The 26,165-nt window shown below is 64.2% G+C and carries 23 protein-coding genes; 16 read left to right on the top strand and 7 right to left on the bottom strand.

All coding sequences use genetic code 11. The annotated features are described in order from the left end of the window. Positions 1-60: 60 nt before the first annotated feature. From EB815_RS04685 to EB815_RS04710, 6 genes are all read left to right on the top strand, one after another. Positions 61-1,500 carry a pyridoxal-phosphate dependent enzyme gene (locus EB815_RS04685; protein ID WP_056574195.1) on the top strand — a complete coding sequence of 480 codons (1,440 nt, stop codon included), beginning with the start codon at positions 61-63 and terminating at the stop codon, positions 1,498-1,500. Next, positions 1,497-2,678 carry a trans-sulfuration enzyme family protein gene (locus EB815_RS04690; RefSeq protein ID WP_056574198.1) on the top strand — a complete coding sequence of 394 codons (1,182 nt, stop codon included), beginning with the start codon at positions 1,497-1,499 and terminating at the stop codon, positions 2,676-2,678. The genes EB815_RS04685 and EB815_RS04690 overlap by 4 nt, the downstream gene beginning before the upstream one ends. 68 nt (positions 2,679-2,746) lie before the next feature. Then, positions 2,747-3,715: a GlxA family transcriptional regulator gene (locus EB815_RS04695; protein WP_056574201.1), complete on the top strand. Its 969-nt coding sequence runs from the start codon at positions 2,747-2,749 to the stop codon at positions 3,713-3,715. A 327-nt stretch (positions 3,716-4,042) separates the two neighbouring features. After that, positions 4,043-5,347 carry a M24 family metallopeptidase gene (locus EB815_RS04700; RefSeq protein WP_056574204.1) on the top strand — a complete coding sequence of 435 codons (1,305 nt, stop codon included), beginning with the start codon at positions 4,043-4,045 and terminating at the stop codon, positions 5,345-5,347. A 319-nt stretch (positions 5,348-5,666) separates the two neighbouring features. Then, positions 5,667-6,347 carry an isochorismatase family protein gene (locus EB815_RS04705; RefSeq protein ID WP_056576352.1) on the top strand — a complete coding sequence of 227 codons (681 nt, stop codon included), beginning with the start codon at positions 5,667-5,669 and terminating at the stop codon, positions 6,345-6,347. Between the two features lie 19 nt (positions 6,348-6,366). Beyond that, the gene (locus tag EB815_RS04710) at positions 6,367-7,314 is read left to right on the top strand and encodes an alpha/beta hydrolase (RefSeq protein WP_056574208.1); all 948 of its coding nucleotides are present in this window, start codon (positions 6,367-6,369) and stop codon (positions 7,312-7,314) included. Positions 7,315-7,316: 2 nt separating this feature from the next. On the opposite strand, the gene dnaQ is transcribed toward EB815_RS04710, so the two are convergent. The 5 genes from dnaQ to EB815_RS04735 form a co-directional block, all read right to left on the bottom strand. Continuing rightward, the gene (gene dnaQ / locus EB815_RS04715; RefSeq protein WP_056574212.1) at positions 7,317-8,045 is read right to left on the bottom strand and encodes a DNA polymerase III subunit epsilon; all 729 of its coding nucleotides are present in this window, start codon (positions 8,043-8,045) and stop codon (positions 7,317-7,319) included. Between the two features lie 218 nt (positions 8,046-8,263). Next, positions 8,264-8,851, bottom strand: coding sequence for a dephospho-CoA kinase (gene coaE / locus EB815_RS04720; RefSeq protein WP_056574218.1), 588 nt, complete (start codon positions 8,849-8,851; stop codon positions 8,264-8,266). Further along, positions 8,848-9,690, bottom strand: a complete 843-nt coding sequence (locus tag EB815_RS04725; protein ID WP_056574221.1) for a shikimate dehydrogenase — start codon at positions 9,688-9,690, stop codon at positions 8,848-8,850. The genes coaE and EB815_RS04725 overlap by 4 nt, the downstream gene beginning before the upstream one ends. After that, on the bottom strand, positions 9,683-10,282 hold the full coding sequence (locus tag EB815_RS04730; RefSeq protein ID WP_056574224.1) for a Maf-like protein: 600 nt from the start codon (positions 10,280-10,282) through the stop codon (positions 9,683-9,685). Before EB815_RS04730 ends, EB815_RS04725 begins: the two co-directional genes overlap by 8 nt. Before the next feature lie 143 nt (positions 10,283-10,425). After that, positions 10,426-11,247, bottom strand: a complete 822-nt coding sequence (locus EB815_RS04735) for a pyruvate, water dikinase regulatory protein (RefSeq protein ID WP_056574226.1) — start codon at positions 11,245-11,247, stop codon at positions 10,426-10,428. A 403-nt stretch (positions 11,248-11,650) separates the two neighbouring features. Between EB815_RS04735 and hemE the strand changes: the two genes are divergently transcribed. The 3 genes from hemE (at position 11,651) to rho (ending at position 14,701) form a co-directional block, all read left to right on the top strand. Beyond that, entirely contained in the window at positions 11,651-12,682 is a 1,032-nt protein-coding gene (hemE, locus tag EB815_RS04740) for a uroporphyrinogen decarboxylase (RefSeq protein WP_056574230.1), read from the top strand. Then, on the top strand, positions 12,682-13,218 hold the full coding sequence (hemJ, locus tag EB815_RS04745) for a protoporphyrinogen oxidase HemJ (RefSeq protein ID WP_056574233.1): 537 nt from the start codon (positions 12,682-12,684) through the stop codon (positions 13,216-13,218). The genes hemE and hemJ overlap by 1 nt, the downstream gene beginning before the upstream one ends. Before the next feature lie 217 nt (positions 13,219-13,435). Next, positions 13,436-14,701: a transcription termination factor Rho gene (gene rho, locus EB815_RS04750; RefSeq protein ID WP_081294988.1), complete on the top strand. Its 1,266-nt coding sequence runs from the start codon at positions 13,436-13,438 to the stop codon at positions 14,699-14,701. Between the two features lie 77 nt (positions 14,702-14,778). Here the strand turns inward: rho and EB815_RS04755 are convergent, their stop codons facing one another. Further along, entirely contained in the window at positions 14,779-16,797 is a 2,019-nt protein-coding gene (locus EB815_RS04755) for a thioredoxin domain-containing protein (RefSeq protein ID WP_056574236.1), read from the bottom strand. Positions 16,798-16,862: 65 nt separating this feature from the next. Here EB815_RS04755 and mnmE point away from each other — a divergent pair, with 65 nt between their 5' ends. The 7 genes from mnmE (at position 16,863) to EB815_RS04790 (ending at position 24,907) form a co-directional block, all read left to right on the top strand. Continuing rightward, a complete protein-coding gene (gene mnmE / locus EB815_RS04760; RefSeq protein WP_056574240.1) occupies positions 16,863-18,194 on the top strand; it encodes a tRNA uridine-5-carboxymethylaminomethyl(34) synthesis GTPase MnmE in 1,332 nt (443 codons plus the stop codon). A gap of 475 nt (positions 18,195-18,669) precedes the next feature. Next, a complete protein-coding gene (mnmG, locus tag EB815_RS04765; protein ID WP_056574242.1) occupies positions 18,670-20,559 on the top strand; it encodes a tRNA uridine-5-carboxymethylaminomethyl(34) synthesis enzyme MnmG in 1,890 nt (629 codons plus the stop codon). Beyond that, complete coding sequence (gene rsmG, locus EB815_RS04770; protein ID WP_056574245.1) at positions 20,556-21,188, top strand: 16S rRNA (guanine(527)-N(7))-methyltransferase RsmG; 633 nt, start codon at positions 20,556-20,558, stop codon at positions 21,186-21,188. Before mnmG ends, rsmG begins: the two co-directional genes overlap by 4 nt. Before the next feature lie 54 nt (positions 21,189-21,242). Further along, positions 21,243-22,043, top strand: a complete 801-nt coding sequence (locus EB815_RS04775; RefSeq protein WP_081294989.1) for a ParA family protein — start codon at positions 21,243-21,245, stop codon at positions 22,041-22,043. A gap of 65 nt (positions 22,044-22,108) precedes the next feature. Continuing rightward, positions 22,109-22,996 carry a ParB/RepB/Spo0J family partition protein gene (locus tag EB815_RS04780; protein ID WP_056574248.1) on the top strand — a complete coding sequence of 296 codons (888 nt, stop codon included), beginning with the start codon at positions 22,109-22,111 and terminating at the stop codon, positions 22,994-22,996. Positions 22,997-23,458: 462 nt separating this feature from the next. Next, a complete protein-coding gene (locus EB815_RS04785) occupies positions 23,459-24,085 on the top strand; it encodes a DUF1326 domain-containing protein (RefSeq protein WP_056574251.1) in 627 nt (208 codons plus the stop codon). Positions 24,086-24,118: 33 nt separating this feature from the next. Next, positions 24,119-24,907, top strand: coding sequence for a DUF2182 domain-containing protein (locus EB815_RS04790; RefSeq protein ID WP_056574254.1), 789 nt, complete (start codon positions 24,119-24,121; stop codon positions 24,905-24,907). Positions 24,908-24,934: 27 nt separating this feature from the next. On the opposite strand, the gene holA is transcribed toward EB815_RS04790, so the two are convergent. Then, positions 24,935-25,978: a DNA polymerase III subunit delta gene (gene holA, locus EB815_RS04795; RefSeq protein ID WP_056574257.1), complete on the bottom strand. Its 1,044-nt coding sequence runs from the start codon at positions 25,976-25,978 to the stop codon at positions 24,935-24,937. Positions 25,979-26,165 lie beyond the last annotated feature (187 nt).

Below are 26,165 nucleotides of genomic sequence, written 5' to 3' on the forward strand. Positions count from 1 at the left end.
AAAAGAGGCTACGCTGCCGCTCTGCCCCCCTAGGCGGTCGCTTGATCATGGAGCATCGAAATGAGCGAGCACAGGCAAGCCGCGTCGGACAATGCCGCCTCGGACAGCGCAACATCCCGGCTGCGCCCTCCCTATGCCTCGGTTCTCGACCTGATCGGCCAGACGCCGGTGGTCGAGCTGACCAAGTTCGACACCGGAAAATGCCGGCTGTTCATCAAGCTCGAAAGCCAGAATCCCGGCGGCTCGATCAAGGACCGCATCGCGCTGTCGATGATCGCCGCCGCCGAAAAGCAAGGCAAGCTCAGGCCGGGCGGCACCATCGTCGAGGCAACCGCGGGCAATACCGGCCTCGGCCTTGCCCAGGTCGGCATCCCCAAGGGCTACCGCATCGTGCTGGTCGTGCCCGACAAGATGTCGCGCGAAAAGATCCAGCATCTGCGCGCGCTGGGTGCGGAGGTGCGCATGACGCGCTCCGATGTCGGCAAGGGCCACCCCGAATATTACCAGGACATGGCCGAGAAAATCGCGGCGGAGGTGCCGGGCGCCTTCTACGCCAACCAGTTCGCCAATCCGGCCAACCCGCTGGCACATGAGACGACCACCGGCCCGGAGATCTTTTCGCAGCTCGACGGCAATGTCGACGCGGTTGTCGTCGGCGTCGGCTCGGGCGGCACGCTGACCGGGCTTGGCCGATATTTTGCCCAGGTGTCGCCGAAGACCGAAATGGTGCTGGCCGATCCGGTCGGCTCGGTGCTGGCGCCCTTGATCAAGACCGGCAAGATGGAAGAGGCCGGCAGCTGGACGGTGGAAGGCATAGGCGAGGATTTCGTGCCGCCCAATGCCGATTTGTCGCTGGTCAGGAAGGCCTATTCCATCACGGACAAGCAGAGCATGCTGGCGGTGCGCGATCTCCTGTCACGCGAAGGCATCCTGGCCGGCTCGTCGTCGGGCACGCTGTTGTCGGCCGCGCTGCGCTATTGCCGCGAGCAGACGGTGCCGAAGCGCGTCGTCACCTTCGTCTGCGACAGCGGCAACAAATACCTCTCCAAGGTGTTCGACGATTTCTGGCTGGCCGAGCAGGGCCTGGCCGAGCACGAGCAGCATGGCGACCTGCGCGACCTCGTCATGCGCTCGCACCGCACAGGCGACACCGTTTTCGTCGGCCCGGACGAAAGCCTGCTCAACGCCTATGGCCGCATGCGCCGCTCGGATGTGTCGCAGCTGCCGGTGCTCGACAATGGCAAGCTCGTCGGCATCGTCGACGAGAGCGACATATTGGCCAAGGTCGACGGCCCCTATGACGGCCGCTGGGAGCGGTTCAACGGCCCCGTGCGCACGGCCATGACCTCCAATCTGCACACGCTGCAGGCCAGCCAGACGCTGGATGCGCTGCTGCCGGTGTTCGACCGCAACGAGGTCGCCATCATCTTCGACAGCGACGAGTTCGTCGGCCTGATAACCCGCATCGACCTGATCAACCATCTGAGGCGCGCCCGATGACCAAACACACCCCGCCAGCCGGCAAGAACCGCCTGGCCTTTTCGACGCGCACCATCCATGGCGGCCAGAGCCACGACCCGCTGACCGGCGCGGTGATGGTGCCGATCTACGCCACCTCGACCTACGGCCAGCAGTCACCCGGCGTGCACAAGGGTTTCGAATACGCGCGCAGCCAGAACCCCACCCGCTTTGCCTTCGAGCGCGCCGTGGCCGACCTCGAAAGCGGCACCGCCGCCTTCGCCTTCGCTTCAGGCCTGGCGGCGATCTCGACGGTGCTCGAACTGCTCGATAGCGGGGCCCATATCGTCGCCACCGACGACATCTATGGCGGCTCGTTCCGGCTGATGGAGCGGGTGCGCAAACGCTCGGCCAACCTGCAGGTCTCGTTCGTCGATTTCACAGACCTGGCGGCGGTCGAGGCCGCGATCCGGCCCGAAACGAAACTGCTGTGGGTCGAGACGCCGACCAACCCGCTGCTGCGCATCGTCGATCTCGAAGGCGTCGCGGCTCTCGCCAAACGCAAGGGCATCCTGTCGGTCGCCGACAACACCTTCTGCAGCCCCTATATCCAGCGGCCGCTGGAGCTTGGCATCGATATCGTGGTCCACTCGACGACCAAATATCTCAACGGCCATTCCGACATGGTCGGCGGTGTGGCGGTTGTCGGCGACAACAAGGATCTCGCCGCCCAGCTGAAATTCCTGCAGAACGCCATCGGCGCCATATCGGGCCCGTTCGACAGTTTTCTCGCCTTGCGTGGCCTGAAGACGCTGGCGCTCAGGATGGAGCGGCATTCCGACAACGGGCTGAAGATCGCGCAGTGGCTGGAAGCCCGCAAGGATGTGCGCCGGGTGATCTATCCCGGCCTCGCCAGCCATCCCCAGCATGCCATCGCCGTCCAGCAGATGCACGCCTTCGGCGGCATGATATCAGCCGTGCTCGACCGCGACCTGGCCGGCACCAAACGCTTCCTCGAACGCACGCAATTGTTCACGCTCGCCGAAAGCCTTGGCGGGGTGGAAAGCCTGATCGAGCACCCCGCGCTGATGACGCATGGCTCCATTCCCGCCGAGAAGCGCGAGGAGATCGGCATATCGGATTCGCTGGTAAGGCTGTCGGCGGGGATCGAGGATGGCGACGACCTGATCGCGGATCTGGAGCAGGCGCTGGGGGGCTAGATCTTTCGAAGCCAAGGGCGCCGCCGCCCAGTTGACCTCTCGCGTCATTCGCCCGAGATGTAGCGCCCATGGCGACGCGCGAACCCCAAAGGCCCACCGAGACTCTGACCTTCGCGGTGCTTGTATTCCCCGGCTTTCCGATGATGGCGTTCAGCTCCGTCATCGAGCCGTTGCGCGCCGCCAACATATTGGCGAAGCGGGAGTGCTACCGTTGGATCATAGTCGGCGGCACGAAAGGTGCGGTCGAGGCCTCGAACGGCGTCGTCATCCAGCCCGGTTTCTACGCCGAGGATGCGCCCAAGGTCGACCGCATAGTCGTGTGCTCCGGGGGTGACGCCGATCATCTCGTCGCCGAAGACGCCGCCAACTGGATCCGCCGCAGCCTGCGCAATGGCGCCCATATCGGCGCGGTGGCGGATGCGGCGTTCTTCCTGGCTCGGGCCGGCCTGCTCGACGGCCACGCCTGCACCTTGCACTGGACCAGCCAGGCCGCCTTCACCGAGGCCTTCCCCAACATCGAGCTCAAGCGCGACCTCTACGTCATCGACCGCAAGCGCTTCACCTCGGCCGGCGGCGTCGGCAGCCTCGACATGATGCTGGAGATCATCACAAGGGATTACGGCGCCGAGCTTGCCGCCGGCGTCGCCGAATGGTTCGTGCACAGCCAGCTGCGCTCCAGCGTCGACCGCAAGCTGATGCCGCTGCGCCTGCGCACCGGCGTCCAGAACGAGCTGGTGCTGTCGGCGATCGCGATCATGGAGGATGCGGTGGAGGAGCGGCTCGGCATGGCCGAGCTCACCGCACGGCTCGGCGTGTCCTCCGACAAGCTCGAACGCTCCTTTCGCTCCGAACTCGCCATCTCGCCCAACGGCTATTACCGGCGCCTGCGGCTGAAACGCGCCGCCGACCTGCTGGCGCATTCGACGCTCGCGGTGCGCGACGTCGCGCTGGCCTGCGGCTTCGCTTCGATGTCGAGTTTTGCCCGGGCTTTCCGGGAAGAGCATGGACATCCGCCGAAACTCGCGAGGCGGCATTAGGGGCTATCTTCGTCATCCTAGGGCGGAGCGCCGCGAAGCGGCGTGGAGACCCTAGGATCCATGCCGCGACATCGGCCAAAATATGCAGCGGTCCAAGTGTCGTCCCCCGCGAGAATGCCTGGTTCTGAACCGCTTTAATGTAGCACAGACGCCCCGGCATGGATCCTCGGGTCTTCGCCGCGTCGCTTCGCTCCTTGCTCCGCCCGTGGATGACGAAGGCAGGCGTCAGCGGCATCCGGCACAACACACGCGGTTTTCCGCACAATCCTTCGGCCCCGCCTGCGCCATGCTCCCGGCCTAGCAAATCCACCCAAGGCCAGGCACCCCATGAGCATCGTCGTATTCGAACCAGACAGCACCGAGGACGTCGACTTCAAGGATCGCATGCGTCACCCGGCGGCGGCCGATCCGGCCGGCGGCATGTGGCTGTCCGATACGGAGCCATCCTTCATCGATGCCGACGCCTTGCGCAAAGGCCGGCTGGCTAAATTGCGCGGCTGGATGCGCGAGGCGGGCTATGGCGGCGTCGTGCTGTTCGACCCGTACAACCAGCGCTATGCCACCGGCTCGCGCAACATGTTCGGCTATTTCCTGCGCAACTCGACCCGCTATTTCTTCATCCCCACCGAAGGGCCGATCGTGCTTTTCGAATATCCGCAGAGCTACCATGTCTCGATGGTGCTCGACACGATCGACGAGGCGCGGCCTTCCAAGCTGGTCTGGTCGTCGGTCTCGGGCCGCGACGACGAAACCGCCGGACCCTTCGCCGACGAGATCGCCGAGCTTTTGAAGAAGCATGGCGGCGGCTCGATGAAGCTCGGGCTCGACCGCTGCAGCCATCTGCAGGCGCTGGCGCTGGAAAAGCGTGGCTGCGAGGTGCGGGATTGCCAGGGCGAGATCCTGGCCGTGCGCGCGGTGAAGACGCCGGAGGAGGTGAAATGCCTGCAGGTGTCGATGGCCGGCGCCGAGGCCGCGGTCTATGCGGTGCGCGAGGCCATCAGGCCCGGCGTCTCCGAAAACGACCTGTTCGCCATCATGTATGGCGAGGTCATCCGCCAGGGTGGCGAGTTCATCGAGACGCGGCTGCTGACGTCCGGCCAACGCACCAATCCCTGGTTCAACGAGGCCAGCGGGCGAAAAATCCGGCCGGGCGAGCTGCTGGCGCTCGATACCGACACGATCGGCTGCTACGGCTACTATTCCGATTTCTCGCGCACCTTCCGCTGCGGACCCGGCAAGCCGACGCCCTACCAGAAGTCGCTCTACCGCATGGCGCACGATCAGGTTCAGCACAATATCTCGATCGTCAAACCCGGCATGGCGTTCCGCGAGATCGCCGAGAAGGCGTGGAAAATCCCCGACCGCTTCGTCGACCAGCGCTACACTTCGGTCATGCACGGGGTCGGCATGCATGGCGAGACGCCGTTCATCGCGCATGCCATGGATTACAAGACCTATGGCCGCGACGGCCATATCGTGCCAGGCATGGTGGTGAGCGTGGAAAGCTATATTGGCGAGAAGGGCGGCCGCGAGGGCGTCAAGCTGGAGGACGAGATCCTGATCACCGACACCGGGACGGAGCTTCTGTCGCGCTTCCCCTATGAGGATGAGTTTCTGGAGAAGCAGGTCTGATGGGGGGTCTCCGTCCGTTGGCAATCAGCGCGAATACCCATCCCTTCGTCATCCCAAGGCGGAGCAAGGAGCGCAGCGACGCGGCGCAGACCCTGGGATTCATGCCGGGACTCCAACGCGTCGCCACGGTCCTGAATTCTTCTCCGCTGCGCCCGTCAGAAAGGTCACGGTATGGATCCTCGGGTCACCGCGACGGCGCTTCGCTCCTGCTCCGCCCGTGGATGACGAAGGTGGGGAGGCGACGGCCAATCACCACCGGTTGCGCCAGCTCACTGAAAGGAGCGGCGGCGGCGGCCACACGAAGCCAAGGCGCCTCCGCATGAAAAGCCCCATCGCCATCAAGCGCGGCACCGTGGCCGCGGTCTTCATCGACCTGCAGGAGGAGCACCGGCAGGACCCGCGCTATCTGGTCGAGGGCTTCGCCGGCATCCTGGCCAATGTCCGGCGCCTGCAGGAAGCGGCGCGCGCCAACCACGTGCCGCTCCAGCATTGGGCCTATATCGTCGATCTCGACAAGCAGGACCGGCCCTTTCATCCCGTCGGCGCCGACGGCAAGTCGGCTTTCTCCGACAAGAGCGATCCGCTGACCGAAATCTGCCATGAGGTGGCGCCCGCCGATGGCGAGGCGCTGCTGATCAAGGCCGAGGCCAGCGCCTTTCGCACCGGTTCGGCCGCAGATCGACTCAAGGCGTCCGGTATCGAATGGCTGGTCATCGCCGGTGTGTGGACCGAGGCCTGTATCGACGCATCCGTAAAGGATGCGGTTGCGAAAGGTTTTCGCGTGCTGCTGGTCAAGGATGCCTGCGGCAGCGGCAGTGCGGCCATGCACCAGACCGGCATCCTCAACCTTGCCAACCGGCTTTATGGCGGCGCGGTCACCGACACGGACGGCGCCTGCCGGCTGCTGGCCGGCGAGGTGGTCTCCGCCTGGCAGGTCGAGGGCTCGGTGCCGCTGCGCTTCAGTTTCGACAACGCAGCCGCCCTCTACGCCGATCTGTGAACAGGTTGAGCAGACCGACATGACCGGCCGCGGCAAATATGAAACACGGCTCGATCCGACGCTTTGGGCCTATATCGACAGCGTCAACGCCTGGTATCCGCCCGAGATCACCGGCCTGCCGATCGACAGGCAGCGCGCGGTCTATGACAGGATGTGCCGGGTCTTCCATCGAGGGCGCCCGGGGGTCAAGGTCAGCGATGGCCTGGTCGCCGCGCCGGGCCACGGCATTCCGATCCGCCACTACCAGCCCGCCGGCAGCCCCGCGCGCGCCATGGTGCTCTATTTCCATGGCGGCGGCTTCATCCTTGGCGGGCTCGACAGCCATGACGACATCTGCGCCGAACTCTGCGCCGGCACCGGCTTCGACGTGCTGTCGGTCGACTACCGGCTGGCGCCCGAACATGTCCATCCCGCCGCCTTCGACGATGCGATGACCGCTTTCGCATGGGCAGCGGCCGCCACCGATCTGCCGATCGTGCTGTGCGGCGAGAGCGCCGGCGGCAATCTGGCCGCCGCGGTGGCGCACGCAAAGCGCCGACACGCCCGGACCGCGATCGGCCAGGTTCTGATCTATCCCGGCCTTGGCGGCGACGAAAGCAAGGGTTCCTACGTCGAGCATGCCGAGGCGCCGCTGCTGTCCGTCGGCGACATCGCCTTCTACCGCGACGTCCGCTCGGCCAGGCGGCAAGCGCCTGACGATCCCACCTTCTCGCCGCTGCGCGACAGCGATTTTTCAGGCCTGCCGCCGACGGTGATCATCACGGCCGAATGCGACCCGCTGTCATCCGATGGCGAGACCTATCGCGACCGCATCCTGGCCGCCGGCGGCAAGGCATGGTGGCATGAGGAGAAGCGCCTGGTTCACAGTTTCCTGCGCGCCCGCACCACGGTGCCCGCGGCCGCCGAGGCATTCGCGCGCATCATCGCGGCGGTTGGTGCACTGGGCCGGAGCGAATGGCCGTACTGAGGCTAGGACGACGTCGCGATATTCGCTTCGGGTGACGTCGCTTTCAGCCAGAGCGCCTTTTCGCCGAGCGTGGCGACCATGGCGGCGTGAGCGGCGCGATCGGCCTCGGTGAGGCGCGACGGCAATGGGGCCGGGCGTTGGGCGACGATGATTTCGATATGCCGGACATTTTCGCCGCCCCGCGCCGGCGCGGTCGAACTGTCGAGGATGAGGGCCGCCTGCTTGCCGCCAATCAGCTCGATATAGACCTCGGCCAGCAATTCGGAATCGAGAAGCGCGCCGTGCTTTGTGCGCTTCGTGTTGTCGATGCCGTAGCGCCGGCAGAGCGCGTCGAGCGAATTGGGACCCATCGGGTGCTTGCGGCGCGCCAGCGCCAGCGTATCGACGACGCGGCCGGGATCGACGACGGGATGACCGAGCCGGCCGAATTCGACATTGAGGAAGCCGATGTCGAAAGTGGCGTTGTGGGCGACCAGCTTGGCGCCGTCGGTGAAGGTCAGCCATTCCTCGGCGATTTCGGCAAAAGTCGGCTTGCCCGCGAGGTCGGCCGCGCTGATGCCGTGCACCGCTTGCGCTTCCTCATGGATCGCCCGGCCCTGCGGGTTGATGTAGTGGTGGAAGGTCCTGCCGGTCGGAAAACGGTTGACCAGTTCGACGCCGCCCAGCTCGATCACGCGGTCGTCGCGCGAATCAAGTCCGGTGGTTTCCGTGTCGAAGATGATCTCGCGCATCGAATCAGTCGCTCCAAAGGAGTAGAATCACGAGACCGGAACAAAATGGCAATGCCTCTTTTCCCTTCTCCCCTTGTGGGAGAAGGTGGATCGGCGCGTTAGCGCCGAGACGGATGAGGGGTGTTCCAGCGGAGTGAGGCGTTGGCGTCCCCTGGAGCACCCCTCATCCGTCGCCTTCGGCGACACCTTCTCCCACAAGGGGAGAAGGGAAGGAAGCGTCAGCGACATCCGATCAATTCCGCAATGATCGCATCGACCGCCGCCCGCGCTGCATCCAGCCCCTGGCCGGTGTCGATGATGAAATCCGCCAGCCGGCGCTTCTCCTCATCCGGCACCTGCTTGGCCAGTATGGCCGCCAGTTTCTCTTCCGTCATGCCCGGCCGCGCCAGCACGCGCTGGCGCTGCACTTCGGCGGGCGCGGTGACGACGACGACCTTGTCGACACGGCCACGGCCGCCGGTTTCGAACAGCAGCGGGATGTCGAGCACGGCGATCGATTCGCCGGCGTTACGATGCCTGGCCAGGAAGGCGTCGGCGTCGGCGCGGACCAGCGGATGGATAATGGCTTCCAGTTGCTTCAGCGCGGCGGCATCGCCAAGGACGCGCGCGCCAAGTTTCGCGCGATCGACCACGCCGCCACTCGTGGTGCCGGGAAAGGCGGCCTCCACCAAAGGCGCCGCCGCGCCCGCATAGAGCCGATGCACCGTCTCGTCGGAATCGTGGACCGGCACGCCGGCCTCGGCGAACATCTTCGCCGTCGTCGACTTGCCCATGCCGATCGAGCCGGTCAGGCCGAGCACGATCATGGTTTCGGCACCAGATCGGCGACAATGAGCGCGCGCAGCTCGGCCGTGACCTGCGGCCTGACGCCGAACCAGTGTTCGAAGCCGGGCACGGCCTGGTTGAGCAGCATGCCGAGACCGTCGACCGTTTTCAGCCCCCTGGCGCGCGACGCGGCAAGCAGCGGCGTCTCCAGCGGCACATAGACGAGGTCGGTGACGACGGCATGGTCCGGCAGCAAGGCCGGATCGGCGGAGAGGCCTTCATTGCCGACCATGCCGAGCGCGGTGGTGTTGACCAGCAGGCCGGCGTCGGCCAGCAATTCGTCGGTCGCCGCCGTGCCGTGCGCCGAAACGCCGGCGCCGAAACGGTTGCTCAGTTCCTGTGCCCGGGCCAGCGTGCGGTTGACGATGCGGATATCGGCGACGCCACGCTGCTTCAGCGCCTGGATGACGGCGCGCGACGCGCCGCCGGCGCCAAGCACGACCGCGGGTCCGGTGTTCGCCCAGCCCGGCGCGTAATCATCGAGGTTGGCGGCAAAGCCGTGGCCATCGGTGTTGCCGCCCCACAGGACGCCGTCCTCGAACCACAGCGTGTTGACGGCGCCGATCTCCTCGGCCGCCTGGTCGCGGCGGTGGACGAGGGCGAAGGCGGCTTCCTTGTGCGGGATGGTGACATTGCCGCCGCGAAACCCGTTTGCCTGCAATGTCGCGATGAATTCGGCAAAATCCCGCGGCGCCACGTCGATGGCCTCGTAGCTGCCATTGATGCCGTGCTTGGCCAGCCAGTGGCCGTGAATCTTCGGCGAGCGCGAATGCTTGATCGGATGGCCGGTGACGAAGGCCCTTTTCGTTGCCTCAGCCATCGATGGCTCCCAGTGTGCGCAGTTCCGCCAGCAGCGGCAAAAGCGGCAGGCCGACAATGGTGAAGTGGTCGCCCTCGATCTTCTCGAAAAGCTGGATGCCTTCACCTTCGATCTGATAGGCGCCGACACTGGACAGCGCCCTGGCGCGGACGCGGGCGAGGTGGCGGCCGATAAAGCCGGGGTCGAGCTTGCGCATGGTCATGGAGGCGATACCGACATGGCGCCACAGCACCTTGCCGTCACGGACCAGCACCGCGGCGCTGTTGAGCTGATGCGTCCTGCCCGATAGCGCCAGGAGATGGCGGCGCGCACCCTCCATGTCGGCCGGCTTGTGGAACACTTCATCGCCGAGCGACAAGGTCTGGTCGCAGCCAAGCACCAGCGCGCCGGGCCAGCGCTCGCTGACCTCGGTGGCCTTCGCCTCGGCCAGCACCAGGGCGACATCCTCGGGCGAAACCCCGCTGTCCTGCAACGGCGCTTCGAGCGCGCGCTCATCGACATCGGCGGGCACCGCCTCTATGTCGAGCCCGGCATTGACGAGCATCGCCTTGCGGAACGGACTGCCGGAGGCGAGGATGATTTTTTCGGTCATGGTTTGTGCCTGGATATTTGTGGTTGGGATGCTGGCTGAGTGGCGTGCATTCGACCGCCGCACCCCTTGGCCACCGTCACGGCATGGCGTGACCTTCGAGCTTCGCGACGGTGGATGCAAACAAACCCGCAGCCCGGCCCCAATTATCTGTTCTTCCCTCTCAGGGCAACGATCGCCGCGGCCGTTTCCTCGATCGAGCGGCGGCTGACATCGATCATCGGCCAGCCATGGCGGGTACAGATCTGTCGGGCATAGGCGAGCTCCTCGTTGATCGCCGCGCGGTCGACATAGTCGGTCGGCACGTAGGAGCTGCTGTTGCCGAGGATACGGTTCTGGCGGACATGCGAGATGCGCTCCGCGGTGGCGATCAGCCCGACGATCAGCGGTGTCTTGGCGGCGACCAGGCTTTCGGGCACCGGCACGCCAAGCACGATCGGTATGTTGGCGGTCTTGATGCCGCGATTGGCGAGATAGATGCTGGTCGGCGTCTTGGAGGTGCGCGAGATGCCGATCAGCACGACATCGGCATCATCCATGTTGAGCGGCAACTGGCCGTCATCATGGTCCATGGTGAAGTTGAGAGCGTCGATGCGGCGGAAATATTCGGCATCGAGGACGTGCTGGGCGCCGACGCGCCGGCCGGCAGGCGTGCCGAGATAGGACTGGAAGACGGTGAGCACCGGCTCCAGCACGGAGACACAGGGCAGGCCCATGGTGGCGCAGCGCTCGTCGATGCCGCGCGCCAGCTTCTGGTCGACGACCGTATAGAGGATGATGCCCGGCTCCTCCTCTATGTCCTCGAACACCTTGGCCACCTGCTTTTCGGTGCGGATGAGCGGGTAGATGTGCTCGATGGCGCGCGCATCCTTGTATTGCGCGGAGGCCGCCCGCCCGGCGGCGAGCAGCGTTTCGCCGGTCGCATCGGAAATCAGATGCAGGTGAAAGAAGCTCTGGGGTTTGTTCACAGGGATCACCTGGGGCTGTGGGCGGATGTGGATAAGGTCGAATGGAAAGGCAGGGTCGTGGGGGGCGACTGTATCAGATGCCGGTTTGTCCACAATTCGATCCTCTGTCAGCTTCGCCGAGCGGCTGGGGACAAATCTGGGGACGGGCGCTTTTGCCTTCCGACCATCCACAGGGCCGGTTTTTTGCGGGATGTTCCAAGGCTTTGACTCCAATGATAGATTCCGGACTGTCCCCAGAACGGTGCAGCCGGGAGAGAGAAGCGCGCGACAATATGCTTGCTGGCTTTTTGCCTGACGAAGCGGGACAGGTGACAACCACCACAACCAACAGACTCTTAGAATCAGAAGAATCTTAGATATAAGAATCTTTGATTATAGGAAGGCTGGGAGAGGCGAGCGTTCAATGCCCAAAAGCCGGATCATGCTGGACGTCCTGAAGGGCGAGGCAGTGTTTCCGCCTCCGCTCTGGATGATGCGTCAGGCCGGGCGCTATCTGCCTGAGTATCGTGAAACACGCAGGCGCGCCGGTTCGTTCCTTGATCTCTGCTACGATCCCGATCTCGCCGTCGAAGTGACGCTGCAGCCGATCGAGCGCTTCGGCTTCGATGCCTCGATCCTGTTCTCGGACATCCTTGTCGTTCCGCATGCGCTTGGCCGCGACGTGCGCTTCGAAGAAGGGCGAGGACCGCTTTTGACGCCGATCTCGGTTGCCGAGATCATGGCTCTGGAAAGCGATGTGTTTCACGTGAATCTCGAACCGGTCTATGAGACGGTTCGCCGGTTGCGGGCAAAGCTGCCTGAAGAAACCACCCTGATCGGCTTCTGCGGCGCGCCGTGGACGGTGGCGACCTACATGATTGCCGGCCATGGAACCCCCGACCAGGCGCCGGCGCGGCTGTTCGCCTATCGTGAGCCGGCGGCGGTTCAACAGCTCCTGAAGGTGCTGGCGGATCATTCGGCGGCCTATCTGATCCGCCAGATCGAGGCCGGTGCCGACGTCGTGCAGATTTTCGATTCCTGGTCGGGCGTGCTCGACGACGCGTCGTTCGACCAGTTTTGCGTCTGGCCGGTGGCCGAGATCGTCAGGCAGGTTCGGGCGGTCCATCCCGATGTCCCGATCATCGGTTTTCCCAAGGGTGCCGGCGCCCGCTACCGGACCTATCGCCAGAAGACCGGCGTGACGGGGCTGGGGATCGACTGGACGGTACCGCTGGCGGCGGCGAAGGATCTGCAGCGCTCGGGGGCCGTTCAGGGCAATCTCGATCCCTTGCGGCTCGTGGCTGGCGGCAAGGCGCTGTCCGATGGCGTCGAGACCATCCTGAAAGCGCTGAGTGACGGACCGCTGATCTTCAATCTAGGCCACGGCATCACGCCGGAGACACCGATCGCGCATGTCGAGGCAATGGTGAAACAGGTGAGGAGCGCGGTACGCTGATGGCCGAGATGAACAACACCAACAGCACCGGCCAGGCGATGATACGCATGGTCATCGGCATCGGCGTCCTGATTGTGCTGACGGCGCTTCTGTTTTTGGTCGCACCCGAAGGCTTCTACCCCTGGGCAAAGGCGATCCATATCCTCGCCGTCATCTCCTGGATGGCCGGCATGCTCTATCTGCCGCGGCTGTTCGTCTATCACGTCGATGCCGAGAAAGGTTCAGTGCAGTCGGAGACCTTCAAGGTGATGGAGCGGCGCCTGCTGCGCGGCATCATCAATCCGGCGATGATCGTTACCTGGGTGTTCGGGCTGTGGCTTGCCTGGAAAGTCTTTGGCTTCCAGGGCGGCTGGCTGCACGCCAAGATCGGCCTGGTGCTTCTGTTGTCCGGTGTCCATGGCTATCTGGCGGGCGCGGCGCGGAAATTCGCTGAGGATCGCAATGAAAAGTCCGCGAAGCACTGGCGGATGATCAACGAAATCCCCACATTGCTGATGATCGCAATCGTGATCCTGGTAGTCGTCAAGCCGTTCTGACGCAGGCCGCGCGAAAGCGGTCGCGGTTTTAGGTTACGACATGCCGCGCTCCAGGCCTTTTTCGGCCCGCAAAACGCGGCTTGCTCTTTCATCCGACCGACGATAAAAGACGGGTCTTCCTTCCCGTCATGCGCCGCCCCCTCATTGTTTTCGGCCGCGCCCGGCATTTGTCGCATCCCGCCGATATTTTTTCCCAAAGCTCACCCAGAGTCCGTCTATGCAAGAAATGAAGCTTACCGAATTCAAGAACAAGAAACCGCCGGAGCTGATCGCTTACGCCGAATCGCTCGAGGTCGAGAATGCCAGCGTCATGCGCAAGCAGGAGCTGATGTTCGCGATCCTGAAGAAACTGGCCGCCCAGGACGTCGAGATCATCGGCGACGGCGTGGTCGAAGTGCTTCAGGACGGTTTCGGCTTCCTGCGCTCGGCCAACGCCAACTATCTGCCGGGTCCCGACGACATCTATATTTCGCCGTCGCAAATCCGTCGCTTTTCCTTGAAGACCGGCGATACGGTCGAAGGGCCGATCCGCAGCCCGAAAGAGGGCGAGCGCTATTTCGCGCTGCTCAAGGTCAACACCATCAATTTCGACGATCCCGAAAAGATCCGTCACAAGATCCACTTCGACAATCTGACGCCGCTCTATCCGACCTCGCGGCTGAAGATGGAGATGGAGGTTCCGACCTCCAAGGACATCTCGCCGCGCGTCATCGACCTGGTGGCGCCGCTCGGCAAGGGCCAGCGCGCCCTGATCGTCGCGCAGCCGCGCACCGGCAAGACGGTGCTGCTGCAGAACATCGCCCACTCGATCACCACCAATCACCCCGAATGCTATCTGATCGTGCTTTTGATCGATGAGCGACCGGAAGAAGTGACCGACATGCAGCGTTCGGTGAAGGGCGAGGTCGTGTCCTCGACCTTCGACGAGCCGGCGGTGCGCCACGTCCAGGTCGCCGAAATGGTGATCGAAAAGGCCAAGCGCCTGGTCGAACATGGCCGCGACGTCGTCATCCTGCTCGATTCCATCACCCGTCTCGGCCGCGCCTACAACACCGTGGTGCCGTCATCCGGCAAGGTGCTGACCGGCGGTGTCGACGCCAACGCGCTGCAGCGCCCGAAGCGCTTCTTCGGTGCGGCGCGTAACATCGAGGAAGGCGGCTCGCTGACCATCATCGCCACGGCGCTGATCGATACCGGCAGCCGCATGGACGAAGTCATCTTCGAAGAGTTCAAGGGCACTGGCAATTCGGAAATCGTGCTCGACCGCAAGGTCGCCGACAAGCGCATCTATCCGGCCATGGACATATTGAAGTCCGGCACCCGCAAGGAGGACCTGCTGGTTCCACGCTCCGACCTGCAGAAGATCTTCGTGCTGCGCCGCATCCTGGCGCCGATGGGAACCACCGACGCGATCGAGTTCCTCATCGACAAGTTGAAGCAGACCAAGACCAACGCCGATTTCTTCGATTCGATGAACACGTAAAGCGCTTACTCTCCCCCCTTGTGGGGAGGGTCGATCCGCGCAGCGGAGCGGGGTGGGCCAGCGCCGGGGCCGGCGGTTCACTTTCGCCGCAACAACCGCTCCAGTTCCTCGGCATCCGTCACCGCCGGCAGGCAGACCTGGCCGGTGCAAAGCCAGGCGCCCGGCCTGTTGGTCGGCGGGAAGATGCCGCCGGGCAGCAGCGGTCGATTCGCTTCCGAACCAATCGTCGTAATGATGTCGACGCGGCGTGGGTCAGGGCATCGATTCGCTACCGGAACGAGCTTCGGATCTTCCAGCCTGTCCACGATGACCAGTTTCAGAGGCTCGATTGCAAGCGAACAGGCATTGACGATGCCCGCCTGGCCGTAAGCCTGATGCGCGGCACGGCCGGCCGCGTGCTCGGCGACCTGCCAGGCCTTTTCGTGCAGGTCGAGATCGCCAGTGACCGAGGCTAGCCGGACCAGCGCTTCGATGATCTGGCTGGTGGCTGACGAAATGGCCTCGTCGACATCGCCCCTGATGCGGATCGGCACGTCGGTGCTGTCCGAAGCGGTCAGGTAGTACCCCGTCCCCGTGGCGTCGGCGTGCCAGCGGTCGAGTTGTTCGACGAACCCGCTGGCCTGATCGACATAATCCCAATCGCCTGACGCCTCGAACAGCGAGATCGCGGCGTTGGCCATGGCGGCATAGTCGCTCGACAGAGCGGGGAAGAGCTTTCTCGGGCCGAGCATGGAATGCGGCAGGCGCTTGTCGTGGCTGGCCGCGACGATATGGGCAAAGGCCTTTGCCGCCACTTCGATCCAGTCGGGCCGGTTCAGCGAGCGGCCGGCCCCGGCGAGCGCGGCTATCATCTGGCCGTTCCAGTCGGTGAGGGTCTTTGCATCCAGGCCCGGCCTGACTCGCTCCTCCCGGGCGGCGAGAAGCCGCGCCTTGAGCGGGATCAATCGTTCCCGGTCGGCCACGCCCCGGGCTTGCTGGGCGCGGGTTTGGTGGACAATCGGCTTGCCTTCCCAGCCATGCGGGCTAGAGAGCGTGAAGTAATTGAAAAACAAAGAAGAATCGTCGCCGAGGACGGCTTCCACTTCCTCTCGGCTCCAGGTGTAGAAAAGACCTTCCTCACCATCACTGTCGGCGTCGAGGCTGGCGGCGAAAGCCCCGCCGTCAACGCGCATCTCGCGCATAAGCCACCCGACGGTCTCTTCGATTCGTATCCGGAACAAATCACTGCCGCTCGCGGCATAGGCCCAGTTGCAGAAGCGAATGAGCTCCGCATTGTCGTAGAGCATCTTCTCGAAATGCGGCACCAGCCATTCGGCATCGGTCGAGTAGCGGCTGAGCCCGCCGCCAATGTGATCATAAATGCCGCCGGCGAGCATCTGTTCGAGGCTGACGAGCACGTCGTCGCGATGCGTGGCGTTGCCATCGCGCAGCCAGGACAGCCATAGGGTGAGCATGAATGGCGCGTTGGGGAATTTCGGGGCGCCGCGCAGGCCGCCAAGGTCGCGGTCGATCATGCCGTCGATGCGGCCTGCGAGGTCGCTCAGCGTACCGCGGTCAAGGCTTTCCTTGGCGTGCGTGCCGGAGAGCCGCGCTTCGACATGGCTGGTCAGGCCGTCGGCGCTCTGGTTCAGGCTGGCGCGCTTTTCCCGCCAGGCCTTGTCGACCGCTTCCATCACCTGAGTGAATCCCGGGCGGCCATAGCGCGACTCGCGCGGGAAATAGGTGCCGCCCCAGAAGGGCTTGCCGTCGGGGGTCAGGAACATGGTCAGCGGCCAGCCGCCTTGTTCGCCCATCGAGGACAAGGCCGCCATATAGATCTGGTCGATGTCCGGGCGCTCCTCGCGGTCGACCTTGATATTGACGAACAGACGGTTCATGACGGCGGCGACCGCGTCATTCTCGAAGCTTTCATGGGCCATGACATGGCACCAGTGGCAGGCGGCATAGCCGACGGAAAGCAGGATCGGCTTGTCGAGGGCCTTGGCTTCCTCGAGCGAAGCCGGCGACCAGGCCCGCCAATGGACGGGATTGCCGCTGTGTTGCTGCAGATAGGGGCTGGCCTCGTCGGCAAGCAGGTTTTGCGCGGGCAATGTCACAATGGAACTCGGGCAACTCGGTTCAACGTGTCGCGAAAGCTAGGGCGGTTCAGCAGAGCGGGCAAATGATTTCAGGCGATTCCATTGTGGCGCTGTCCAGCGGCCGGCTTCCGGCTGGCGTTGCCGTGCTGCGCATTTCCGGTCCACAGACTCGATTCGTTGTCGAAACGATTGCCGGCGGTATGGTTAAAGCCCGCGCGGCGGTTCTGCGCAGGTTCAGGGCACCGGATGGATCCGTGCTGGACAGCGGGCTTGTCGTCTTTTTTCCGGGCCCGGCCAGCTTCACCGGAGAGGACGTGGCCGAATTCCACGTCCATGGCGGACGTGCCGTCGTGGCCAGAATGCTGGAGGCGATCGTCGCTTTTGACGGCGTCAGGCAAGCGGAACCAGGAGAATTCACGCGTCGAGCCTTTCTCAACGGCAAGGTGGACCTGGTGGAGACCGAGGCGCTGGCGGATCTGGTCAATGCCGAGACCGAGGCGCAGCGCCGCTTTGCCATCCGGAATGCCGAGGGCGCTCAGAGCGCGCTTTATCTCGGCTGGCGTCGGCGGCTGATCCATGCGCGCGCCATGATCGAGGCCGAGATCGACTTCGCCGATGAGGACGATGTGCCGGGTTCCGTTTCGGATACGGTTTGGTCTGACGTGCGGGCGATGATCGCGGAAATCGATCGCCATGTCGCCGGATTTCGCACCGCCGAGATCATCCGCGACGGGTTCGAGGTGGTCATCCTCGGTGCGCCGAACGCCGGCAAGTCGAGTCTGTTCAACGCCTTGGCGCGGCGCGATGCAGCTATTGTAACGGATGAGCCGGGCACGACACGGGACCTGCTCGAGGTGCTGCTTGATCTCGACGGGATGCGCGTCAGGCTGACGGATACGGCCGGGCTGCGCGATGCGCCGGGCAAGGTGGAGGCGATCGGCATCGAAAAGGCGCTGGCCAAGGCGGATCGCGCTGATCTCTTGCTGTTGCTGGAAGACATTCTGTCTCCTGGGGATGTCGGCCCATTGCCGGGTGCCGCAGCTTTGCTTCGGGTTGGCACCAAGGTCGACCTGCTGGATGAGCAGGCGGCTCAGGAAGCCGCCAGCCGTTATGACCTCGTCATTTCAACCGTAAGGGGGACTGGCGTGGAAGCCTTGCTTGCTGAAATCGGTCGGCGCGCGGCGGAAGCGGTCGGAGATATCGGCGATGTTCTGCCATCGCGCCTGCGCCATGTCGAATTGCTCGGCGAAGCCAATCGTCATCTGCTTCGCGCCACCGATGACGGCGCCGAGGGCCAGGAGCTGCGCGCCGAGGAATTGCGGCTGGGGGCGGATCGCCTGGGCCGGATCGTCGGCGCCATCGATGTCGAGGATATGCTCGATGTGATCTTCGGGCAGTTCTGCATCGGGAAATGACTCACGTGAAACAATGAGTTGGGTCGGAGACTGGCTCGGGTGCTCGGCGCTGATAGTTGAGCGGCGACATTAACAGGTTCGTCATCCTAGGGCGAAGCAAGGAGCGAAGCGACGCGGCGTAGACCTTAGGATCCATGCCGGGATTCCGACGCTCCGCAGCGGTGCAGGATTTGTTCCGCTGCACCCTGCATCCAAGGTCACGGATGGATCCTCGGGTCTCCGCGACGCCGCTGCGCGGCTGCTCCGCCCGTGGATGACGAAGTTGGGATCCCTCGCAATGCGTGGGCATGACTCACGTGAAACAGCTGCGACAGCTGTGACTCACGTGAAACATGGCGCTACGCTCACCCCCTCCTCACAAGGGGGAGGGTAGGTAATCCTTTGTTTCACGTGAAACTTCCCGCGAAGTTTTCTTGACAGGCTCGCCCTGCGGGGACATGTGTCCCTCAATCTTTTGAGTCCCGGGAAATTCGAAATGACCGATCACTATGATGTGGTTGTGGTGGGCGGCGGCCATGCGGGTTGCGAGGCGGCCAGCGCAGCCGCGCGCGCCGGGGCCAGGACCGCGCTGGTGACGCTGCGCTTCGATACGATCGGCGTCATGTCGTGCAATCCGGCGATCGGCGGCCTCGGCAAGGGCCATCTGGTGCGCGAGATCGACGCCATGGATGGCCTGATGGGCCGCTTGGCGGACGCGGCGGGCATCCAGTTCCGGCTGCTCAACCGGCGCAAAGGCCCGGCGGTCCGCGGACCCCGCACCCAGGCCGACAGGAAGCTCTATCGTCTTGCGATGCAAGAAGCGATTCGGCAGCAGAACGATCTCGACGTGGTCGAGGCCGAGGTTTTGGATTTCGAAATCGACAACGGCAAGATCGCCGCCGTCCTGCTGGGGGACGGCCGCCGTCTGGCATGCGGCGCCGTGGTGCTGACAACCGGCACCTTCCTGCGCGGGCTCATCCATATCGGCGATAAGAAGATTGTTGCCGGCCGCATGAACGAGCAGGCAAGCCTCGGCCTGTCGGCGACCATGGACCGGGCAGGGTTCCGGCTCGGCCGGCTGAAGACCGGGACGCCGCCACGGCTGGACGGAAAAACCATCGACTGGGCTTCGCTGGACCGCCAGGCGGCGGATGAAGATCCGGTTCCGTTCTCGCTGATGACCGACCGCATCGAGACACCGCAGATCGACTGCGGCATCACGCGCACGACGCCAGCCACGCATGAACTGATCCGCGCCAACCTTGGCCGCTCCGCCATGTATTCCGGCTCGATCGAAGGCGTCGGCCCGCGCTACTGCCCGTCGATTGAAGACAAGATCGTCAAGTTCGGCGACCGGGACGGCCATCAGATCTTTCTCGAGCCGGAAGGGCTCGACGACGATACGGTCTATCCGAACGGGATTTCGACTTCGCTGCCCGAGGATGTGCAGCTCGATATCCTCAAGACCATTCCGGGGCTGGAGCGCGCGGTCATGCTGCAGCCCGGTTATGCCATTGAATATGATCATGTCGATCCGCGCGAACTGCATCAGACACTGGAGACCAAACGGGTTGCCGGACTGTTCCTGGCCGGGCAGATCAACGGCACGACCGGGTATGAGGAGGCCGCCGGCCAAGGCTTGCTTGCGGGGCTCAACGCGGCGAGGCGAGCGGCGGGCGGCGAGCAGATCGTGCTCAGCCGCACCGAGGCCTATATCGGTGTCATGGTCGATGACCTCACCAGCCGCGGCATCAGCGAGCCTTATCGGATGTTTACCTCGCGCGCCGAATTCCGCCTGTCGCTGCGAGCCGACAATGCCGATGAGCGGCTGACGCCGCTGGCGGAGAGGCTGGGGATCGCTTCGGCGCAACGGAGCCAACGCTATGGCGATGTGATGCAGCGTCTCGACGCGGCGCGGGCGTTGGCCAAGGCCCTGACCATGACGCCCAATGAGGCGGCGCGGCACGGGCTGGAGATCAATCGCGACGGCGTACGCCGGTCCGCTTATGAATTGCTGGCCTATCCCAGCGTCGACGTTGCCTGGCTGGCCAGGATAGAGCCGAAATTTGCCGCGATCGATGCAAAGACCGCCGAGCGCCTCGAAACGGAGGCGAAATATTCCGTCTATCTTGATCGCCAGAAGACGGATGTCGCGCAGATTCGCCATGAGGAGAGCCGACTGATCCCCGAGACGGTCGATTTCACAAGTGTTCCCGGGCTGTCGAACGAGCTGAAGCAGAAAATGCAGGCACGTCGGCCTCGTTCCATCGCGGATGCCCAGCGCATGGAGGGCATGACGCCGGCGGCGCTGGCGATCATCGTCGCCCATGTCCGCCACCATGAAAGCGCGCAAAGGCTCCAGGGCGACCAAAGGGACGTTGCGTGAGCTCTTTTTCCCTGGAGAGCCTGGAGGCCGCCGCCGGCCCGGTTTCACGTGAAACATTCGATCGCCTGGTGGCATTCGAACAGATGTTCCAGAAATGGAACCGCAGCATCAATCTCGTGGCGCAGTCGACCTCGGCCGATGTCTGGCAGCGCCATATATTGGACAGCGCACAGCTCGCCCGCATAGAACCCGGTGCCGTGCGTTGGGCCGACATCGGTTCCGGCGGCGGATTTCCAGGCCTTGTCATGGCTTTCCTGCTCGCCGAGCGCCCAGGGGCCAGCATCAATCTGGTGGAAAGCAACCGCAAAAAGGCTTCGTTCCTGCAGGCTGTCGTCGGCCAGTTCAACCTGCCGGCTCGGATCGTGGCGCGCCGCATCGAGGACAGCCATGCGCTTGTTGCGGCGCCGCAGATCGTCACGGCGCGGGCCCTGGCCTCGCTTTCGGTCCTTCTCGACCTGTCGGCGCCCTGGTTGACATCAGGCGCGCGCGGGCTGTTCCACAAAGGCCGGGATTATCGCGCGGAAGTGCAAGAAAGCGTTAACCGATGGTCCTTCGATCTGGTAGAACATCGCAGTGTGACGGACCCGCATGGCGTCATCCTTGAACTGTCAAATCTGCGACCTGTCTGATCTTCGACTTGTCGAGCTATCTGGCGACCCAAAATGAATTTCTGGCATAAACCCATGATGAAGAATGGCCCCCGAATCATCACCGTAGCCAACCAGAAGGGCGGTGTCGGCAAGACCACCACCGCCATCAACCTAGCCACCGCCTTGGCCGCAATCGGCGAAAAGGTTCTGATCGTCGATCTCGATCCGCAAGGCAATGCCAGCACCGGCCTCGGTATCGACCGCAAGGACCGGACCGTGTCATCCTACGATGTGCTGACGGGCGAGCTGGAGTTGGAAGCCGCGGCCATTCCGACAGCCGTGCCTGGCCTGTCCATCGTGCCGTCGACGCTCGATCTGCTCGGTATCGAGATGGAGATCGCCTCGGCGCCGGACCGGGTGCTGCGGCTGCGCAATGCCTTGCGTGCGGCCTCGGCGCGTTCGGCCGGGTTCGGCTATGTGCTGATCGACTGCCCGCCGTCGCTCAATCTGCTCACGCTCAACTCGATGGCGGCCGCCGATTCGGTGCTGGTGCCGCTGCAATGCGAGTTCTTCGCGCTCGAAGGCCTGAGCCAGCTGCTGGAGACTGTCGAGCAGGTGCGCCGTTCGATCAATCCGGACCTCACCATCCAGGGCATCGTGCTGACCATGTATGACGGCCGCAACAATCTGGCCAACCAGGTGGTCCAGGATGTGCGGCAGCACATGGGCGACAAGGTCTACGAGACGATCATCCCGCGCAATGTGCGGGTGTCCGAGGCGCCGTCCTATGGCAAGCCAGCGATCCTCTATGACCTCAAATGCTCGGGCAGCCAGGCCTATCTGCAACTGGCCTCGGAAGTGATCCGCCGCGAGCGTAAATTCCGCGCCGCTTGATTAGATCGGATGCATAATTAACAGCCGATTCGATACCGAAACGATCTGAAGAACCTGGAATAGAGATGAGCGAAGACCTTTCGAGGAAAAGACTGGGGCGTGGCCTGGCGGCACTGATCGGCGAGATCGATCGCCCGGCGGCACCGGAAAAGCCCGGCATGAGCGCGGACGGCAAGGTGCCGATCGAGTTCGTCAGCCCGAACCCGAAAAATCCGCGCCGGCATTTTGGCGACGCCGAACTGACCGATCTTGCCCAGTCGATCCGCGAGCACGGCGTGGTGCAGCCGGTGGTGGCGCGACCGTCGCCGACGCAGGCTGGCCGCTACGAGATCATCGCCGGCGAGCGCCGCTGGCGCGCCGCGCAGCGCGCCGGGCTGACCGAGATCCCGGTCATCATCAGGGATGTCAACGACCGTACGGCGCTGGAACTGGCGATCATCGAGAATGTGCAGCGCACCGACCTCAACGCGGTCGAGGAGGCGCTGGGTTACCAGCAGCTGATCGACGATCACGGCTACACCCAGGCCGACCTCGGCAATGTCATCGGCAAGAGCCGCAGCCATGTCGCCAACACGCTCAGGCTGCTGAAGTTGCCGGAGGTGATCCGCGACATGCTGGTCGACGGCGCGCTGTCGGCCGGCCACGCCCGCACGCTGGTGACGGCGGAGGATCCGGCGGGTCTCGCCAAGCGCATCGTCGAGGAAGGCCTTTCGGTGCGCCAGGCCGAGGCGCTGGCCCAGATGCCGGCCGGTCCGACGCCGTCCAAGCCGAAGCAGGCGCAAGCCGCGCCGGAAAAGGATACCGACACGCTGGCGCTGGAAAAGCTGATGACCGATACGCTCGGCATGATCGTGTCCATAGATCACAAGGGCAAGGGCGGCGAACTTCGTGTTTCCTACCGCTCGCTGGAGCAACTCGATGAACTGTGCCGGAGATTGAAGCAGGAACGGTAATTAGCCGGCGAATTTCTTTCGAAAACAAGGGCGAGCTGCCAGGTCCGCCCTTGTTTATGGCGCTGATGGTTGGGCAAAGGACCGAAGCGTTGATCTCCCGCTCGAGGGGAGATGGCCGGCAGTATGACCAGGTGTCGGCCTCCATTCGCCGCAAGGAAGTCGCATCCAGTCGCACCGACCCCCTCTGTCGCCTTTGGCGACATCTCCCCCTCGAGGGGGGAGATTATCCGTACTGCCGCGGCCTCGCGCTCTCCACCGCTAGTGGCAGCGCCTGTCGCAAGCCCTGCCACCGCGGCTTGACAGTGCCGGGCAACGGAGTAGCCTGAATTAGATATGGCTTAATTATCTGCCCTAGCGTGCCGGTCAGTCGCGGCGAGGGCTACTTGCCATTCCTGCAAGTGTCGTGAAATGGCACCGCCTCGCCGAATATGCCGACGCGCCTGACGCAAGTGGGAGGTGCAAATGGCAGTCCGTTGGCAATTGTCGGGAAGTTACTTCGAGAATTGTAGCTGCGACGTCGTGTGTCCTTGCCTGCTGTCCACCAACGCGCAGCTGACTTCGAAGCCGACGAGAGGCGTTTGCGACGTCGGTTTGGTCTTCCATATCGATACGGGCAATTACGGCGACGTTGGATTGGATGGGCTCAGCGTCGCGATGGTTGCCCACACGCCGGGTCCGATGGCAAACGGCAATTGGACGGCCGCCGCCTATATCGACGAACGGGCCGATGACCGGCAGACCGAGGCGCTGGGTGCCATCTTCACGGGTGCCGCTGGCGGCCCCATGGCGGTGCTGGCACCCATGATCGGCACGAATCTCGGTGCCAGGAAAGTGCCGATAGACTACCGGATAAACGGCAAGAAGCGGTCGGCGGAGATTGCCGGCGTCATGCGGTTGGCGGTCGAGCCGCTGCCGACAATGCGCGAGGACGGGCAGATGTGGGCGGCCACCGGCCATCCGGTCAATCCCGACTGGCTCGCCCTGGCGATGGGGGCCGAAGGCAGCACATTCGGCGACCATGGCATGAGCTGGGACAATTCCCGCCGAAACGGACATTACGCCCCGATCAATTGGTCCGGCCAGCAGTAGCTGTTGGCCGGATAGCATGGAACGGGCTCGTCCATGGCGCCGACGTTACAGCGATACGTCCTTCTCGCGCTGCTGATCGCAATCGCGGCGGCGGCGTGGGCCTTGCTTGTCTGGCAGCGGATGGGCATGGACGCGGACATGCGCATGGAAATGGGCTCACTCACCATGGGCATGAAGGCGCCGCTGTTTCTCGCCGTCTGGATGATCATGATGATTGCCATGATGTTTCCAACCGCCGCGCCCATGATCCTGACGTTTCACCAGGTCCAGGCCGGCAAACAGAGCCGGGGCGAGACCTTTGTCTCGAGCTGGGTGTTCGTAGCCGGGTACATGCTGGTTTGGGGCGTGATGGGTGCTGTCGCCTTTGCCGGTGCGGCGGGTGCGGAGATGCTTGCCGGGCGTGCGGGATTGTCGACGGCGGCGGCCGCGCGCATTGGCGGGGCGCTGCTGATGATCGCGGGCGCCTATCAACTCTCGCCCCTGAAAGATCTCTGCCTGGCCAAATGCCGTACGCCGATCGGCTTCATCCTGACCGCATGGCGCGATGGCCACTGGGGCGCGGTCCGCATGGGCCTGGAGCATGGGCTTTTCTGCCTAGGCTGCTGCTGGCTTTTGTTTCTGGCCCTCTTTCCCCTCGGGATCATGAACGTCGCCGCAATGGCAGTGGTCACCTTGCTGGTCCTTGCGGAAAAAACCCTCCCGTCAGGAGAGGGGATCGCAAAGCTGTCGGGTGTCGCCCTGCTGCTCTACGGCGCGGCGGTGCTGGTCTTTCCGCAGGCGCTGCCCACCTTTCAGCCGGCGGGCGCCATGATGATGAATTGACCAAGGGAAGCAGGGAGCAGCATTCTCCTACCGCTGCCCCAGCCTCGCGCTCTCCACCGCAATCCCCAGCAGCGCCTGCCGTGCCAGCGCCACCGACAGATCCGGCCGCCGCCGCGTCTGCAGCACTGCCGTCTGCAGCCGCGTCAGCGCGCGGCTCAGCGCCTCGCTGCTCCAGCGCTCGAGCGCTTTTTCCACCAACTTGCGTCGCGAGAAGAAAACCGGCGGGCGCGCGCCGGCAACGACCGAGGCGGCGTTGCGGCCGGCAGAATCCATCTGGCCGCGCATGACCTGGATCTGCTGCAATTGCCGCATCGCCGAGGACAGTACCAGGAAAGGCGGGCCGCCGGACTGGCAGTGGCGGGTGAAGGCGGTGTCGAAATCGCCGACCTTGCCTTCGAGAAGCGCATCGACCGCATCATCGAACGAGGCGCCGGACACGTCGCCCGACATCGCCCGCACCTCTTCCAGCCCGATCTCCTTCTGACCGTGGGCATAGAGGACGAGCTTTTCGATCTCGCCTCGCGAAGCCAGCCGGTCGCCGCCGAGATTGCGGCGCAGTGCCTGCCGGGCCTCCAGCGTCATCGACATGCCGGCCTTGCGCAGCTCGTCATCGATGACCGTGTCGATATCCCTCGCCTCATCGGCGTAGCACGGCAACGCCATGGCGTTGTCCGCGCCCTCGACCACGGCGCGCAGCCCAACGCCCTTCTTGAGATCGCCGGCCTCGATCAGGATGATGGCATCGCGCGCGGGTTCCGCCGTCAGCGCCTTCACGTCCTCGGCCAGCGCCTTCTGGCCGGTGGCATTGCGCACCCAAAGCAGGCGCCGGTCGGAAAACATCGGCACGGTGCGGGCCTCGTCGAGCAGTCGGCCCTCGTCGCGGTCGACCTCGGAACCTTCGAGCCTCACCACGGAGAAGGGATCGTCGAGCGGCAGGCCGGTCTTCTCGGCAAAGGCTTTCGCGCGCTCGGAAACAAGCCCGCGATCGGGGCCATAAAGCAGGACGATAGAGATGCGCGGATCGGGCTTCGCGAGCCACGAATCGACCTCGAAAGCTTTCTTCTGTGCCATGGAGGGTGGTTAGCATGATGTGGGAGTGGGGTGAATGGCTTCCAGAGAGGTCGCAGATCCTGACACCCTTCCTCTCCCCCGGTCGGCGGGGGGAGCAAGGAGCCAGGCCAGGCCAACCTCGCTTCCCACCTTCCGTTAATCGGACACCCTCACGAGGGAAGAGCAGCGCAATTGTTGCCGCCCAATC

Source organism: Mesorhizobium loti (genome assembly GCF_013170705.1).
In the GTDB taxonomy this organism is placed as follows: Bacteria; Pseudomonadota; Alphaproteobacteria; order Rhizobiales; family Rhizobiaceae; genus Mesorhizobium; species Mesorhizobium loti_D.

Excerpts from the sequence above, each read along its gene's own strand:
- mnmE (WP_056574240.1), top strand. The coding sequence starts at position 16,863 with ATGATTTCAGGCGATTCCATTGTGGCGCTGTCCAGCGGCCGGCTTCCG.
- EB815_RS04705 (WP_056576352.1), top strand. The coding sequence starts at position 5,667 with ATGAAAAGCCCCATCGCCATCAAGCGCGGCACCGTGGCCGCGGTCTTC.
- EB815_RS04690 (WP_056574198.1), top strand. The coding sequence starts at position 1,497 with ATGACCAAACACACCCCGCCAGCCGGCAAGAACCGCCTGGCCTTTTCG.
- coaE (WP_056574218.1), bottom strand. The coding sequence starts at position 8,851 with ATGATCGTGCTCGGCCTGACCGGCTCGATCGGCATGGGCAAGTCGACG.
- EB815_RS04710 (WP_056574208.1), top strand. The coding sequence starts at position 6,367 with ATGACCGGCCGCGGCAAATATGAAACACGGCTCGATCCGACGCTTTGG.
- EB815_RS04780 (WP_056574248.1), top strand. The coding sequence starts at position 22,109 with ATGAGCGAAGACCTTTCGAGGAAAAGACTGGGGCGTGGCCTGGCGGCA.
- EB815_RS04785 (WP_056574251.1), top strand. The coding sequence starts at position 23,459 with ATGGCAGTCCGTTGGCAATTGTCGGGAAGTTACTTCGAGAATTGTAGC.
- EB815_RS04685 (WP_056574195.1), top strand. The coding sequence starts at position 61 with ATGAGCGAGCACAGGCAAGCCGCGTCGGACAATGCCGCCTCGGACAGC.
- EB815_RS04700 (WP_056574204.1), top strand. The coding sequence starts at position 4,043 with ATGAGCATCGTCGTATTCGAACCAGACAGCACCGAGGACGTCGACTTC.
- EB815_RS04695 (WP_056574201.1), top strand. The coding sequence starts at position 2,747 with ATGGCGACGCGCGAACCCCAAAGGCCCACCGAGACTCTGACCTTCGCG.
- EB815_RS04730 (WP_056574224.1), bottom strand. The coding sequence starts at position 10,282 with ATGACCGAAAAAATCATCCTCGCCTCCGGCAGTCCGTTCCGCAAGGCG.
- hemJ (WP_056574233.1), top strand. The coding sequence starts at position 12,682 with ATGGCCGAGATGAACAACACCAACAGCACCGGCCAGGCGATGATACGC.
- holA (WP_056574257.1), bottom strand. The coding sequence starts at position 25,978 with ATGGCACAGAAGAAAGCTTTCGAGGTCGATTCGTGGCTCGCGAAGCCC.
- EB815_RS04775 (WP_081294989.1), top strand. The coding sequence starts at position 21,243 with ATGATGAAGAATGGCCCCCGAATCATCACCGTAGCCAACCAGAAGGGC.
- EB815_RS04790 (WP_056574254.1), top strand. The coding sequence starts at position 24,119 with ATGGCGCCGACGTTACAGCGATACGTCCTTCTCGCGCTGCTGATCGCA.
- mnmG (WP_056574242.1), top strand. The coding sequence starts at position 18,670 with ATGACCGATCACTATGATGTGGTTGTGGTGGGCGGCGGCCATGCGGGT.
- dnaQ (WP_056574212.1), bottom strand. The coding sequence starts at position 8,045 with ATGCGCGAGATCATCTTCGACACGGAAACCACCGGACTTGATTCGCGC.
- rho (WP_081294988.1), top strand. The coding sequence starts at position 13,436 with ATGCAAGAAATGAAGCTTACCGAATTCAAGAACAAGAAACCGCCGGAG.
- hemE (WP_056574230.1), top strand. The coding sequence starts at position 11,651 with ATGCCCAAAAGCCGGATCATGCTGGACGTCCTGAAGGGCGAGGCAGTG.
- EB815_RS04725 (WP_056574221.1), bottom strand. The coding sequence starts at position 9,690 with ATGGCTGAGGCAACGAAAAGGGCCTTCGTCACCGGCCATCCGATCAAG.